Raw genomic sequence first — 14,293 nt, forward strand, 5'->3', positions numbered from 1 at the left:
TCCCGCGTTCCACCACCGCTCCACGGGACGGCACCGACATGCGTAAGACCACTGCGATCGCCGCCGCACTGACCGCGACGGCAGCCCTGACGCTCTCCGCCTGCGGCGAAGGAAAGAGCAAGGACGAGCCGTTCGCCGTATCGACGAGCGCCCGGCACCATCCGGCGGCCACCGTGCTCGACACTCCGTTCAACAAGCCGGAGCTGACCCTCACCGACACGCACGGCAAGAAGTACGACCTGGCCAAGGAGACCAAGGGCCACCCGACCCTGGTCTACTTCGGATACACCAACTGCCCGGACGTGTGTCCGCTGGCGATGAGCAACATCGCTCTCGCCTACAAGAAGCTGTCCCCCTCACAGCAGGAGAAGCTCCGGGTCGTCTTCCTCACCTCCGACCCGGAGCGCGACACCCCGAAGCGCCTGGGCGCCTGGCTGCGCGGCGCCGGCGACCCGGACTTCGTCGGGCTGAGCGGCGACTTCAAGGCCACCCAGGCCGCCGCCCGCAGCGTCGGAGTAGGCATCCAGGCCCCGGAGAAGGACGAGCACGGAAAGATCGTCTCCACGCACGGGAAGTCAGTGCTCGCCTTCTCCCCGAAGGACGACAAGGCGCATGTGATCTACGGCGAGGAAGCAACCGCCGACGACTACGCCAAGGACCTCCCGAAGCTGCTCAAGGGCGAGATCCCCAGCCCCTGAGTGCGCGAGCAGAGTGATGACGACCAGCGCGGTGCGGCGCCTCAGCTCTCCGAGTCCGGATCAGCGGGCATGCCCTCCAACGCCCTGCGCAGCACCGCAGCCTCGGACGCCTCGAGCCGGCCGGCGAAGCGCAGCAGGACGCTCGTGCGGTCGGTGGAGGAGTCCAGTGCCTGTTCCATGAGTCCGGCCGAGTAGTCATCGGCAGTACGCAACGGCCTGTAGCGGAAGGACCGGCCGTGCTTGTCGCGCTCCAGCCAGCCCTTGGTGCGGAGGCGTTCGGTCACCGTCATGACGGTGGTGTACGCCAACTGCCGCTCCTCGCCGTTCAGGGCATCGACAATGCCGTGGATATTGAGCGGCTCGTCGCTCGCCCACATGATCCGCATGACATCGGCTTCCAGTTCGCCGAATGGCCGCATGGCCTCCGCTCCCGCCTGTCCGTTCCACGGCCGCCGCGCGCGTGCCATGGATTCCGACCGTACCGGCCGGTCACCGAGCCCTCGCGACCAACTTTCTACGCCGCGTAGAACTTTACCTCGGGCCACGCCTCGGAACAGAGCCACGTGCCAATCGCCGCCCGCGGTCACCGCGCCGCCGAGGAGTCCGGCGCGCTGGACGGGTGCCGGGCGGGCGCCGGGAGGCCGTTGGACAGGTCGGCCCGCAGCTCGGCCCAGCCACCCTCCGGTACCGAAACGCACCCGGGCGTCGAGCAGTTGAGACCGACGAGGACAACATCCACCAGTGGGGCGGACCGGGGGCACCTCAGTTGCGCGCCCGGCCGGCCGAGGCGATGCCCCGGCATCGCCCTCGTGCGGTCCAGGGGGCGTTTCTGGCTGACGGTGTCGACGATGCGATGGATGTCGACGGTCTCTTCGTCCGCCGACCGCCTTCGCAACATGTCCGATTTCAGTTGCCTGGCCGGCTGCGAGGTCTCTACCTGCCTCTTCTGCTCTTCCTCACTTCGCCGGGCTGTCGTCGCAGGGTGAACCACTCGGTTGAGGCAGCCACGTTTTCTACGACGTGTAGTAGTTTAAGCGCGTGGACGTCGACCGACACGCCGCGGCGGCTGCACATTCCATACCGCCTCGCGCACACACCTCAGCGCGCTCGTCCGAAACACTCGCGCGCTGTCGACAGACGTAACGCCCTTCCCGGCCGAGCACGTTGGCCGGCAGCGCCTGACCGAGGCCCCGCACTGGAACAGCTCGCCTGACACACGGAGGACGGCCTGACGCCGGCCCGGGCCCGGCAAGGCGAGCGTGCGCCGCACCAGCCCACCTGGCCACTAGCCTCAAGGAGCTCACGTGGTGGGAAAGCCCAACGAAACATCGACCGTTCAGCTGGATGCCCCCTCTTCCTCGGATACCGCTCACGAGGAGCCGGAGGCCCCAACGATCCCCGTGGAAGAAGCGCTCGCCGAGGTGCTGGCGGGCGTCCTGAAGAGCGAACGGGTGCCGGTCGACAGCCACTTCTTCGACGACCTCGCCGCCGACTCCCTCCTCATGGCCCAGTTCTGCGCCCGCGTCAGGAAACAGGACCACCTGCCCTCGGTATCGATGAAGGACATCTACCGGTACCCGACCATCCGCAGCCTGGCGACAGCGCTCGGAGGCACATCGGGCCGCCCCGCCAGTGCCCCGTCCGCCCCGGTCGCGTCGTCGTCACCGGTACCGGTACCGGTAGATTCCCCCACGCCGGTTACCAGCAGCACAGCGCAGTACGTCCTGTGCGGGGCAGTGCAATTCCTCTTCTTCCTGGGTTACGCGTATCTCACCGCGCTCGTCCTCTCCCTCGGTTACGACTGGATCGCCGCGGGCACCGGCCTGCTCGACAGCTATCTGCGGGCGGTGCTGTTCGGCGGTGCCGTCTTCCTCGGCGTGTGCATCCTGCCGATTCTCGCCAAGTGGGCACTGATAGGCCGCTGGAAGCCCCAGCAGATCCGCATCTGGAGTCCGGCCTACCTCCGCTTCTGGGTGGTCAAGACGCTGGTTCAGATCAGTCCGCTGATGCTGTTCGCCGGTTCGCCGGTGTTCGTGCTCTACCTCAAAGCCCTGGGCGCGCACATCGGGCGCGGCGTAGCGATCTTCTCCAAGCAGGTGCCCGTGTGCACCGACCTGCTCACCGTGGGCGACAACACGGTGATCTCCAAGGACTCCTACTTCACCTGTTACCGGGCCGAGGCCGGCTGGATCCGCACCGACACGGTCACCCTGGGGAAGAACGTGTACATCAGTGAGGCCACGGTCCTCGACATCGACTGCTCGCTCGGTGATGAGACGCAGCTCGGCCATGCCTCATCGCTCCACTCCGGGCAGCACATACCGGACGGCGAGCGCTGGCACGGCTCCCCGGCACAGCCGGCCGAGACGGACTACCGGCCGACGGGTTCGGCCCGGTGCTCCGCCCTGACCAAGGTCACGTACAGCCTCCTACAGCTGCTGACCGCCGTGGCCGTGTACGTGCCGCTGATGATCGGTGGTGCGAGCCTCCTGCTCGACGAGATCTCGCAGCTCAGCGCGCTGGGGGTCACGAAGACCACGTCCCTGACGAGCTGGGCGTTCTACCGTGATGCCCTGGTGGTGTCCTTCGTGCTCTTCTTCGGCTCGCTGCTCGCCGGCTTCGTCTTCATCACCACCGTTCCCCGGCTTCTCCGTCTCCTCGTCAAGCCGGACAAGAACTACCGCCTTTACGGATTCCACTACTCGCTCCATCGGGCGGTCGCGCGCTTCACCAACAACAGGTTCTTGTTGCGACTCGCCGGCGACAGCTCCTACGTCGTCCCCTACCTGCGCGCCATCGGGTACCACCTGCCCGATGTCGAACAGACGGGTTCCAACTTCGGCACGGAGGTCAAGCACGAGAACCCGTACCTGAGCACCGTAGGAACCGGCACGATGGTCGCCGACGGCCTGTCGCTCATGAACGCCTCGTACACCGCCACGTCCTTCCGTGTCGAGCGGGTGGTGATCGGTCCCCACAACTTCCTCGGCAACCAGGTCTTCTATCCCCCGCGGGGGAAGACGGGCGACAACTGCCTGCTGGGCACGAAGGTCATGGTTCCGATCGACGGACCCGTACGGGAGGGCATCGGGCTCCTGGGCTCGCCCAGCTTCGAGATTCCGCGGACGGTGGAGCGCGATGCCTCGCACCTCAAGTCCGCGGAGGAAATGCGCAGCCAGCTCCGCGCGAAGAACAAGCACAACACGATGACCCTGCTCTCGTTCCTGCTCGCGCGCTGGATCTACACGTTCGGCGTCCTGCTGCTCGCGTGGGGAGCGGCAACCTTCTACGGCTCACTGGGTGCGGCGGCCATCGCCCTGGCGACGGTACTCACCCTCCTGTTCAGCGCCGTGTACACCGCGCTCGCCGAGCGGGCCAGCACCGGCTTCCGGCAGCAGAAGCCGGTCTTCTGCTCGATCTACGACCGTGCCTTCTGGAGGCACGAGCTCTTCTGGAAGCATCAGGCGATCGACATGCGGCTGCTGAACGGGACCCCCTTCAAGGGCCTGTTCTGGCGGCTGCTGGGCGTCCGTCTCGGACGTCGGCTCTTCGACGACGGGTGCAAGATGCCGGAGCGCACCCTCATCACGATCGGCGACGACTGCACACTCAATGGGGGAGCCGTCATCCAGTGCCACTCCCAGGAGGACGGCAGCTTCAAGTCCGACCGCACCTCGCTCGGCAACGGCTGCACCGTCGGGATCAACACCCTGGTCCACTACGGCGTGACGGTGGGGGACGGCGTCCTGCTCGCCGCCGATTCCTTCCTGATGAAGGGCGAGGAAGTGCCTCCGAACTCGCGCTGGGGAGGCAACCCCGCCAGGGAGATCACCGGCCATCCGTCGCGATGAGTCCAGGTGCCTCGGCGGACGATGCCCTTCGCTCTGCGACGCCGTGTGCGTCGCGGAGCGAAGGGCAGTCATCCGGTCCGCGAGGCACCAACGTCAGCAACCTGAATGCGCGGTGCCGGCAAGGAGGGCGCCGGGGGCCAGGGCGAGCGCTACGGGCAGCGCGAGCACGACAGCGGCCACGGCCAGGTTCAGGGCGGGCACCAGGGCTTTGGCCTGTGTCGGCGCGGCCTTGATCAGGCGGCGGATGCGCTCGGCGGGATCGGTACCGGTCATCGCCGGCAGACCGGACACGGTGGCCACAGGACCTGCGGTGCACATCTCCAGCAGCGCCGACGCCACCGCGCGCCGACCGTGCTTCTGCGCAGCCTGGTCGTCCGCCGCCATCTCGGCCAGGCGCCGCACCTGCTGTGCGTACCTGCGTGACAGGCCGCTCCAGGCGAGGGCCGAGGTGAGGACGTCGGCGGCGAGGAACGCACGGTGGTGGTGGAACTTCAGGTGTGCCCGTTCGTGTTCGAGGGCGGCCGCGAGCTCGGTCTCGGACAGCATGTCGAGGGCCGCGCTGGTCACGACGATGCGGGAACCACCGCGCGTTCCGGGAATGCAGAAGACCACCGGGGCCTGATGCGTCAGCACGCGTACGTCGAGGTCCTGGATCCGGTCGTGTGTTCCGAGGGTGTCGGCGGTCAGCCGGTGGCGGTCGCGTTCCCGGTGGAGCTTCCACAGGCCCCGCGCGGTGAGACCCAGCAGGGTCACGGCCCCCAGGTACAGGACCAGCATCGCGGCACTGGGGATGTCGGCAACCAGCCAGGAGCCGCCGTACGCGTCATGAACGAGTGGCTCGTCGGCGTCGAAGAGCCAGACCATGCCGTGTTCCCACAGATCATGGGCGACCACGAGCAGGAATGCCACCAGCGAGGCGAGCAGGCTCAGCGCGCAGGCGTGCCAGCTCCGCAGGGCGACCTGCGGGAAGCGGGTGACCCAGCGGGCACGGGCCAGCAGGCGGGCGACCGGCCCGCCGAGCACGATGGCGTAGACGAATAACGCAGCGATGACGATCACAATGACGGCCTCAGCTGTCGATGTCGGGGACGGTGTCGGGAGTGGTGTCCAGCGCCCGGCGCAGCGCCGCGGCCTCCGCCGCGTCGAGACGGCCGGCGAAGTGCAGCAGCGCGGTGGCGCGGTCGGTGGAGGACTCCAGGGCCTGCTCCATGAGTTCGGCCGTGTAGTCGTCCGCCGAGCGCAGCGCCCAGTAGCGGTAGGACCGGCCCTGTTTGGTCCGCCCCAACCAGCCCTTGGTACGCAGACGTTCGGTGACGGTCATGACCGTCGTGTACGCCAGTGAGCGCTCCTCGTTGAGGGCGTCGGTGATGCGCTGGATGCTGAGGGGCTCCTCGCTCGCCCACACCACACGCATGATGTCCGATTCCAGTTCGCCGAATGGTCTCAACGCCTCCGACCTGCCCTTCGTGTTCCTCGCGGGGCGGACTGGCCCAGGTGATGGGCAGCACACTCCTGGGCGACGCAACCCAAACTTCTACGATGCGTAGTATTTTGGTGGATGTGAATGCCGATCGATGCGCCGCGGTAGCACCTCACCGCCTGCCGCCCATCGCCGCCACATCTCCTGCACGGGGTTGCCGCCCCTGCGCGCATCACCCCCACTGCACCCTGACGACGACAGGCATCAAGTACCACGCGCTCTTCCCCGACGGCCGTTTCCCCCCGGCGGGCTTCCCCACCGCCGGCATCGGCGCTCATGCCACGCTCCCCCGCGTTCGCGCACTCGCCGGTCAGGCCGGCACCTCATCCGTCGGCCTCATCGTCGGCGTCGTCACCCCGACCGCACAATGCGATGACCCAGCAGGTAAGCACGGCGAGGGACCGGCCGCGGCCACGCCTGCCGTACGTTCCGTACGCCTCAGAACCGCGGCGCCGCTGCTGCGGGCCGACAGGACATCGGGGCCGACGACCTGCCAGCGACCGAACCGTGCCCTGTCAGTCGGGCGCGCCCGCGCACACTCCGCACACCGCAGCCACCCATTACCGACCGCACGGGGCAGCCACCATGCAATCACTCATCGAAAACGCACGGGCGTTCTCGTCGAGCGTCGCGGAGCGCCGCGGTGACTTCGCCGCACTCACCGAGGGGCAACGCCCCCAAGTCCTGTTCATCTCCTGCTCGGACGCGCGCATCGTCCCTTCGCTGATCACCGGCGCCCGGCCGGGCGAGATCTTCGAACTGCGTACCGCCGGCAACATCGTTCCCCGGCACCGCACAGAGGCCAACTGCGCCGTCGGCGCCACCCTCGAATACGCCGTCATCGCGCTGGGGGTGCCCGACATCGTGGTGTGCGGACATTCCTGCTGTGACGCGGTGCAGGACCTGGTGGCGGGCAAACCGCTGCCCGGCATGGCGCTGTTCAGCCGCTGGCTGCAGCGAGCCGAATACGGCTCCCGGCCTTCCTCGGCGCGAAGGGGCGTAGCCACCCAGCGTCACCTGGAGACCCAGCTGGAACACGTACGCTCCTACCCCTGCGTCGCACGACGCCTGCGACAGCGGCGATTGCGGCTGCACGGCTGGTTCTACGACATCGCCTCCGGCGAGGTGCTCGACTACGACACCCGAGGACGCACTTTCCGGCCGCTCTGAAGGCGATCGGTGATTCGCCCCCCCGGCAGCCGTTCGCGCCGCGGCAGTGCTTCACCACGCACAGCTTGCCCTCATCAACCGGTCGTCGCCGCCGGGCTCCAGTGCATCGGATAGCTCCGGCAGCACATCGGTGGAATGCCGGGCCGGCCCATACACGCTCGCCGATTTCCAGCCAGTCGAAAGCAGAGAGACCTGCGGGTTCACAAACGTCTTCCCCAGCAACGAGCAACGCAGGACTGCGTGCGGGAGGCACCCCATGCCGCCGTATTCCACTCAGTCATTTCATACTTCAACCGCACAGGTCATGTTGGGCCAATGGCACCCAATTCGTCCCGAGCCGTTGCGGCCGTCACCGCACCGGCCCCCACCACTCGACCGACCAACACTCCGACCACCCGCAGGCTGATAGGCATCGATCTCGCCCGCGGCCTGGCCGTGCTGGGCATGTACGTCGCCCATGTCGGCCCCGACCCGATGAACGGCGGAACGCTGGGCTTCCTGGCGGAGACCGCCTACGGCAGGGCCTCCGCCCTCTTCGCGCTGCTCGCCGGCTTCTCCCTGGTCCTGCTCACCGGCCGGCCGACGCCCCGGACCGGCCGTGCGGGCCGGCAGGTGGTGGTCAGGGTGATGATCCGGGCCGCCGTCCTGTTCGCCATGGGCATCGCCCTCATCGCGCTGGACACCCAGATCGACGTGATCCTCGCCTGCTATGCGCTGCTCTTCCTCCTCGCCCTCCCGCTGTACCGGCTGCGCGCCGGGACGCTGGCGGTGATCGCCGCCGCAAGCGCACTGGTACTCCCCCAGGACCTGTACCTGATCAAGGTCTCCATCGAGGAGGGGAACTGGGCCGACAGCATCATCGCCCTGGACCCGATCGCCAAGATCGCCGACTCGGACGGCTTCATCGAAATCCTCTTCACCGGCGCCTATCCGGTCCTCACCTGGATACCGTTCGTGATCGCCGGCATGGCGGTGGCCAAGCTCGACCTCGTCCGCACGCGCGGCCGCCTTGCCGTTTCAGGCATCGCCCTGGCCGTACTCGGTTACGGCGGATCCTGGCTCGCCCTGCACCTGGTCCCCCACGCGTACGCCACCATCGCCGCCCGCACGGACGGCAACTCCGCCGGCTCGGCGTGGTGGTCGGACACGGTCGGCGAACCCGATGGGGCGTTCCGCGAATGGCTGCTCGTGGCGGCGCCGCACAGCCAGACCACCTTCTCGATCGTGGGCAACACCGGCGTCGCGCTCGCGGTACTGGCAGGCTGCCTCATCGTCGTGGACCGCTTGCCGCGCGTACAACGTCCGGCCGCGCCGGTCATCGCGATGGGCACCATGTCCCTGACCGTCTACGTCCTGCACATCGTGGGCATCTGGGCCCTGTGGAACGACGAGCTGCCCAGCAGTCTGCTGGTACTGGCCGCGTTCAGCCTGGCCGCCATGCTGCTGGCCGTCCTCTGGAACCGGCACTTCCGGCGCGGACCTCTGGAGTACCTGGTGCACAGCGCCACCACACTCGCGAATCGCATGAAGTGAGACGCACGTCAGCCGCAGGGGTCACATCCGGAGAAGCAGCTACCGCTTGCTCCCTTCCGCAACGCTCCCCCCACGCCGCCACGCCGCCACACCGCCACCCGGCGCCGCGACGGCTGCGCGGGCAGTCAGGGCGGAGGGGTGACATCGGTCACCGCCCCAGTGGGCCGCCGCGTCGCGGCCGAGCGGGCGAGCGAGCCCAACTGGCGGCCTGCGGCGCGAGGGAGGCGCGTCGCCCGTGAAGGCGTCCGACTTCCCTGCCGCGGGGTACTCGGTCCACAGAGCGGCCGGTCTTGTTAGGTAAGCCTTACCTCGCCTATGGTCTGGCTCGGCCGGACCCGGGAGCGCCGGACGACGTGCGACCGGGCCCGGTTTTCCGCTCTTTTCTGCCCAATTCGGAGTTCATCGTGACCGAATCCGCGCCGTCGGCGCAGTGCGTCATGGCTGCCGCCGCCCGACCACCAATCGGCGATCGTCCGCGTCTGGGCGATCGCCTGTCCTTCCGCCCCCTCCTCCGCCTCGCCCCCGTCCCCAGGGCCGAGGCGGTCCTCGTTTCCGTCCCCAGGACCGAGGTGGCCAAGTGAAGGGCAACCGGCTCGCACTCGACTCGCTCCTGACCGCGCTGGCTCCGGCGGTCTGGGGCAGTACCTATCTGGTGACGACGGAGCTGCTGCCGCCCGAGCGGCCGCTGCTGGCCTCCACCGTGCGGGCACTGCCCGCGGGGCTGGTGCTGCTCGCCCTCGGCCGCGTGCTGCCGCGCGGCGTGTGGTGGTGGCGCGCCCTGGTGCTCGGGGTACTGAACATCGGCGCCTTCTTCTACCTGCTGTTCGTCGCGGCCTACCACCTCCCCGGCGGCGTGGCTGCCCTGGTGGTCGCGGTCCAGCCGATGCTGGTGCTGCTGCTCGCGGCGACGCTGCTCAAAGACCGGATCCGGCCGCCGCAGGTGGCGGCCTGCGTGCTCGGCCTGCTGGGCGTGGCCCTGCTGGTCCTGCAGCCGCAGGCGGGCGTGGACGCGGTCGGTGTCCTGGCCGGGCTCGGCGGTGCGGTCTGCATGGCCTCCGGCATCGTGCTCACCAAGCGGTGGGGCCGGCCGGCGGGCGTGAGCGTCCTGACGTTCACCGGCTGGCAGCTTGCCGTCGGCGGTCTCGTACTCGCCCCGGCCACGCTGCTCGCCGAGGGCCTGCCCGACCGCATCACCGGTACCAACCTCGCCGGATTCGCGTACCTGAGCGTCATCGGGGCGCTGGTGGCGTACGCCGTGTGGTTCCGCGGCATCGAGCGGCTCCCCGCGCTCGCGGTGTCGATCCTCGGATTCGCCAGCCCGCTGGCCGCGACCGTGCTCGGCTACGTCTTCCTCGGACAGTCGCTGTCGCTGCTGCAAGGGGCAGGAGCGCTGGCCGTGGTCACCGCCGTCTTCCTGGCCCAGCCCAGGCGGCGACGGACAGGCGCCCCGGCGCGGTCCGCGGAACCCGTCGCCGACGGTCGCGTCACCGACGGTCGCGTCACCGACGGTCGCGTCACCGATGGACCCGTCACCGAGGAGTCGACTGCCCATGCGTCGTAATCACGTGACGGACCACGCCCACGCCCACACTCACGCTCACCCTCACGCACCAGCCACCGATCGGGAAACCGTGAACGCCGCACCGACCACCCCGCCCGCCCCGCGCATACGTGACACCCGCCTCGCTCCCTGTCTGCCCGATCTGCTGCGGGAGCAGGCGGAGGCGCGCCCCCAGGCCGTGGCGGTCATCGGCGAGGACCAGAGCCTGACGTACCGGGAACTCGCGGGGGCCGGCGACCGGCTCGCCTCCCACCTGCGTCAACTGGGCGTGGCTACGGGTGACACCGTCGGCCTGTTCGTCGAGCCTTCCCTGGACCTGATGGCCGGCGCCTGGGGAATCCTCTTCGCCGGTGCCGCCTATCTGCCGCTGTCCCCGGAGTACCCCGAGGACCGGCTGCGCTACATGCTCGAGGACAGCCGCACCCGCATCGTCGTCGCCCAGGACCACCTGGCCGCCCGTCTGGCCGAACTCGCCCCGCAGGGCACCCGGATCGTCACCCTCACCGACGCGGCGGAGCACGCGGGCCCCGGGAGCGACGGCGTGCGCCCGATGGAGCCCCGCCCCGACGACCTCGCGTACGTCATCTACACCTCGGGCAGCACCGGCCGTCCGAAGGGCGTGCTGATCGAGCACCGCAGCATCGCGTCCCAGATGCGGTGGATGCACGCCTGCGGCCACCTCGGCAAGGACACCACGGTGCTGCAGAAGACACCGATGAGCTTCGACGCGGCGCAGTGGGAGATCCTGGCCCCCGCCGTGGGCAGCCGGGTCGTCATGGGCGCGCCGGGCATCTACCGGGACCCCCAGGCGCTGATCCATACCGTCGTCAAGCACGAGGTGACCACGCTCCAGTGCGTACCGACCCTGCTCCAGGCGCTGGTGGACGACGAGGAGTTCTCGCTGTGCACCTCGCTCAGGCGGGTCTTCTCCGGCGGTGAGGCGCTCTCCAACCGGCTCGCCCGCGCCCTCGCCGACGAGCTTCCGTGGGTGTCGCTGGTGAATCTGTACGGGCCGACCGAGTGCACGATCAACGCGACCGCGCATCTGGTCGACCCGGACGAGATCGGTGACGGTGCGGGCACGGTCCCGATCGGTGTGCCCGTCGACAACACCCAGTGCTTCATCCTCGATGCGAACCGCGCCCCGGTGGACATCGGGGAGACCGGCGAGCTGTACATCGGCGGTGCTCAGCTGGCGCGCGGCTATCTGCACAGGCCCGAGCAGACGGCGGAGCGGTTCGTCCCCTCGCCGTTCGTGCCCACCGAGCGGCTGTACCGCACCGGCGACCTGGCGTACTGGAATCCGGACGGCACCGTCCAGTTCGCCGGCCGGGTGGACAACCAGATCAAGCTGCGCGGCTACCGCGTCGAGCTGGACGAGATCGCGGTCGCCATCGAGGAGCACACCTGGGTCAAGCGGGCAGCGACGATCGTCACCGACGACGCGCGGACCGGCTTCCAGAACCTGGTCGCCTGTGTCGAGCTGAACCCCAAGGAAGCCGCCCTGATGGACCAGGGCAACCACGGCGGTCACCACCAGTCCAAGGCGAGCAAGCTCCAGGTCAAGGCGCAGCTGTCCAACCCGGGACTGCGCGACCCCGAGGAGCTTGCAGGCAGGCCGGCGCTGGACCTGCCCGGCAGGCAGGAGACCGAGCGCCAGCGACGGGAGACCTTCGCCCGCAAGACCTACCGCTTCTACGAGGGCGGCGACCCGGTCACCCGGGCGGACCTCCTGGAACTCCTCGCCCCGCGGCCGGCCGGCGGCTGCTTCCGCGGCCTCGACGAGCTGACGTACGCCGAACTCGGGAAAATCCTGCGGTGGTTCGGGCAGTACCGGAGCGAGGAGCGGCTGCTGCCGAAGTACGCCTACGCCTCGCCCGGCGCGCTGTACGCCACGCAGCTGTACCTGGAGACGGGCGGCGGCGTGGCCGGTCTCGACGCGGGCGTGTACTACTACCACCCCGTCGACCACACCCTCGTCCGCATCTGCGACGCCACGGTCGGCTCCTCCCCCGCCGCCGGCCCGTACCTCTCCCTCCACTTCCTCGGCAAGAAGCGCGCGATCGAGCCGGTCTACAAGAACAACATCCAGGAAGTGCTGGAGTTCGAGACCGGGCACATGGTCGGGCTGTTCGAGGAGGTGCTGCCCGAGTACGGGCTGAACATCAGCCCCCTGGACCGTCTGCCCTCCGTCAAGGACGGCCTGGACGTCGCCGAGGAGGACTACTACCTGGGCACGTTCGCGGTCCACGCCAACGACGGGACGCCGCGGCAGGACCCGACCGAGATCCATGTGCAAGCCCACCCCGGCGGGGTCGTGGACCTGACGCCCGGCCAGTACTGTCATGAGCATGGCAGGCTGAGACGCATGTCGGACGATCTCGTGGAGTCCCGGCACGTCATCGCCATCAACCAGCAGGTCTACGAGCGGGCGGGCTTCGGCATCAGCGCCATCAGCCGCGCGGACCAGCCGTGGCTCGAGTACATCGCTCTCGGCGCCAAGCTCCACCACCTCCAGCGCAACGGCCTCGCCCTCAACCTCGGCTTCATGTCCTCGGGTTACAGCTCGAAGACCGGCCATCCGCTGCCGGCCGCGCGCCGCATCGACGACATCCTGTCCGCCCGCGGCATCGCGCCGGGCCCCTCGTACTTCTTCCTCGGTGGCCGGGTGAGCGAGGAGCAGATCCGCAGCGAGGGCATGCGCGAGGACACGGTCCACATGAAGGGCCCGGCCGAAATGATCAAGGATGAGCTGGGCCGGCTCCTGCCCGACTACATGGTTCCGAACCGGGTCCTGGTCCTCGACGCGCTGCCGCTCACCGCGAACGGCAAGGTCGACGCCCAGGCACTGGCCGCCTCCGACGCGGTGCGCTCGACGGATACGGGCAGCCCGTACGTGGAGCCTTCGACGCGGACCGAACGGTGGCTCGCCGAGACATGGGGCACCGCGCTCAGGTACGAGAACGTGTCCGTGGAGGACGAGTTCTTCGGCTCCGGCGGGAACTCGCTGACCGCCGTCGCGCTCGTCAACAAGATCAACAAGGAGTTCGGCACGGAGCTGCCGCTCCAGGTCGTCTTCGAGTGCCCCAAGCTGGGCGATCTCGCGGCCCGCATCGACAGCGACGCCGACACCGATACCGCCGGGCCCGCCTCCCGGCTGGTGCCGCTGGCGGACCACGGAACGGCCGCGGACAGCCCGGTGTTCTGCTGGCCGGGCCTCGGCGGCTACCCGATGAACCTCCGCCTCCTCGGCCGGGAAGCGGGCCTCGGCAGGCCCTTCTACGGCATCCAGGCCCACGGCATCAACGCCGGGGAGACGCCGTACGCCACGATCCGGGAGATGGCCGCCGCCGACGTGGCCGAGATCCGCCGCGTACAGCCCGAAGGCCCGTACACCCTGTGGGGCTACTCCTTCGGCGCGCGGGTCGCGTTCGAGGCGGCCTGGCAGCTGGAACAGTCCGGTGAGCGGGTCGCGAACCTGCTGCTGATCTGCCCCGGGAACCCCAAGGTCCGCGAGGCCGACGGCGACCGCCACGGACGCACCGCCTCGTACCGCAATCCGGCCTACCTCACGATCCTCTTCTCCGTCTTCGCGGGCGCGGTCAGCGGTCCCGACCTGGAGCGGTGTCGTGCGACGGTCCGGTCCGAAGCCGACTTCGTGTCCTTCGTCCACGGCCTGTACCCCGCCCTGGACGAGCAGTTGATCCGCCGGATCACCCGGATCGTGGGCCGGACGTACGCGTTCGAGTACACCTTCCGCGAGCTGGCCGAACGCCAACTGAACGCCCCGGTGACCCTCTTCAAGGCCACCGGCGACGACTACTCCTTCATCGAGGGCCACTCCGGCTACTCCGCCGAACCCCCGACGGTGGTCGACCTGGAGGGCGACCACTACGCCGTGCTGAGGGAGCACGGCATCGCCGAACTGGTGTCGGCGATCCGCGACCGCCTCGGCGACCGCCGGCACCTGCTGATCAAAGCGCCGGACTACGGCAACTGA

The 14,293-nt window shown here is 69.1% G+C and carries 9 protein-coding genes; 6 read left to right on the forward strand and 3 right to left on the reverse strand.

Annotated elements, in window-relative coordinates; genetic code table 11:
* Nucleotides 1-38: 38 nt before the first annotated feature.
* Nucleotides 39-698, forward strand: coding sequence for an SCO family protein (locus ACIGXO_RS04585; protein ID WP_399780156.1), 660 nt, complete (start codon nucleotides 39-41; stop codon nucleotides 696-698).
* Nucleotides 699-739: 41 nt separating this feature from the next.
* Here the strand turns inward: ACIGXO_RS04585 and ACIGXO_RS04590 are convergent, their stop codons facing one another.
* Nucleotides 740-1,165: a BlaI/MecI/CopY family transcriptional regulator gene (locus tag ACIGXO_RS04590; protein WP_399780159.1), complete on the reverse strand. Its 426-nt coding sequence runs from the start codon at nucleotides 1,163-1,165 to the stop codon at nucleotides 740-742.
* Between the two features lie 933 nt (nucleotides 1,166-2,098).
* Here ACIGXO_RS04590 and ACIGXO_RS04595 point away from each other — a divergent pair.
* Entirely contained in the window at nucleotides 2,099-4,549 is a 2,451-nt protein-coding gene (locus tag ACIGXO_RS04595; RefSeq protein WP_399780162.1) for a Pls/PosA family non-ribosomal peptide synthetase, read from the forward strand.
* A 93-nt stretch (nucleotides 4,550-4,642) separates the two neighbouring features.
* Here the strand turns inward: ACIGXO_RS04595 and ACIGXO_RS04600 are convergent, their stop codons facing one another.
* Both ACIGXO_RS04600 and ACIGXO_RS04605 read right to left on the reverse strand, forming a co-directional pair.
* Entirely contained in the window at nucleotides 4,643-5,608 is a 966-nt protein-coding gene (locus tag ACIGXO_RS04600; RefSeq protein WP_399780165.1) for a M56 family metallopeptidase, read from the reverse strand.
* Between the two features lie 10 nt (nucleotides 5,609-5,618).
* Complete coding sequence (locus tag ACIGXO_RS04605; RefSeq protein ID WP_399780168.1) at nucleotides 5,619-5,996, reverse strand: BlaI/MecI/CopY family transcriptional regulator; 378 nt, start codon at nucleotides 5,994-5,996, stop codon at nucleotides 5,619-5,621.
* 618 nt (nucleotides 5,997-6,614) lie between these two features.
* On the opposite strand from ACIGXO_RS04605, the gene ACIGXO_RS04610 reads away from it, so the two are divergent.
* The 4 genes from ACIGXO_RS04610 to ACIGXO_RS04625 all read left to right on the forward strand — a co-directional run bounded on the left by ACIGXO_RS04610 (nucleotide 6,615) and on the right by ACIGXO_RS04625 (nucleotide 14,293).
* Nucleotides 6,615-7,199: a carbonic anhydrase gene (locus tag ACIGXO_RS04610; protein WP_399780170.1), complete on the forward strand. Its 585-nt coding sequence runs from the start codon at nucleotides 6,615-6,617 to the stop codon at nucleotides 7,197-7,199.
* 315 nt (nucleotides 7,200-7,514) lie between these two features.
* A complete protein-coding gene (locus ACIGXO_RS04615) occupies nucleotides 7,515-8,732 on the forward strand; it encodes a DUF418 domain-containing protein (protein ID WP_399780173.1) in 1,218 nt (405 codons plus the stop codon).
* Nucleotides 8,733-9,309: 577 nt separating this feature from the next.
* Entirely contained in the window at nucleotides 9,310-10,293 is a 984-nt protein-coding gene (locus ACIGXO_RS04620; protein WP_399780176.1) for an EamA family transporter, read from the forward strand.
* A 70-nt stretch (nucleotides 10,294-10,363) separates the two neighbouring features.
* Nucleotides 10,364-14,293: an amino acid adenylation domain-containing protein gene (locus tag ACIGXO_RS04625; RefSeq protein ID WP_399780179.1), complete on the forward strand. Its 3,930-nt coding sequence runs from the start codon at nucleotides 10,364-10,366 to the stop codon at nucleotides 14,291-14,293.

It is taken from the genome of Streptomyces sp. NPDC053542, from assembly GCF_044544685.1.
In the GTDB taxonomy this organism is placed as follows: Bacteria; Actinomycetota; Actinomycetes; order Streptomycetales; family Streptomycetaceae; genus Streptomyces.

Bases quoted from the DNA above. Each gene is read 5' to 3' on its own strand.
- ACIGXO_RS04585 (WP_399780156.1), top strand. From the start codon at position 39: ATGCGTAAGACCACTGCGATCGCCGCCGCACTGACCGCGACGGCAGCC.
- ACIGXO_RS04590 (WP_399780159.1), bottom strand. From the start codon at position 1,165: ATGGCACGCGCGCGGCGGCCGTGGAACGGACAGGCGGGAGCGGAGGCC.
- ACIGXO_RS04610 (WP_399780170.1), top strand. From the start codon at position 6,615: ATGCAATCACTCATCGAAAACGCACGGGCGTTCTCGTCGAGCGTCGCG.
- ACIGXO_RS04615 (WP_399780173.1), top strand. From the start codon at position 7,515: ATGGCACCCAATTCGTCCCGAGCCGTTGCGGCCGTCACCGCACCGGCC.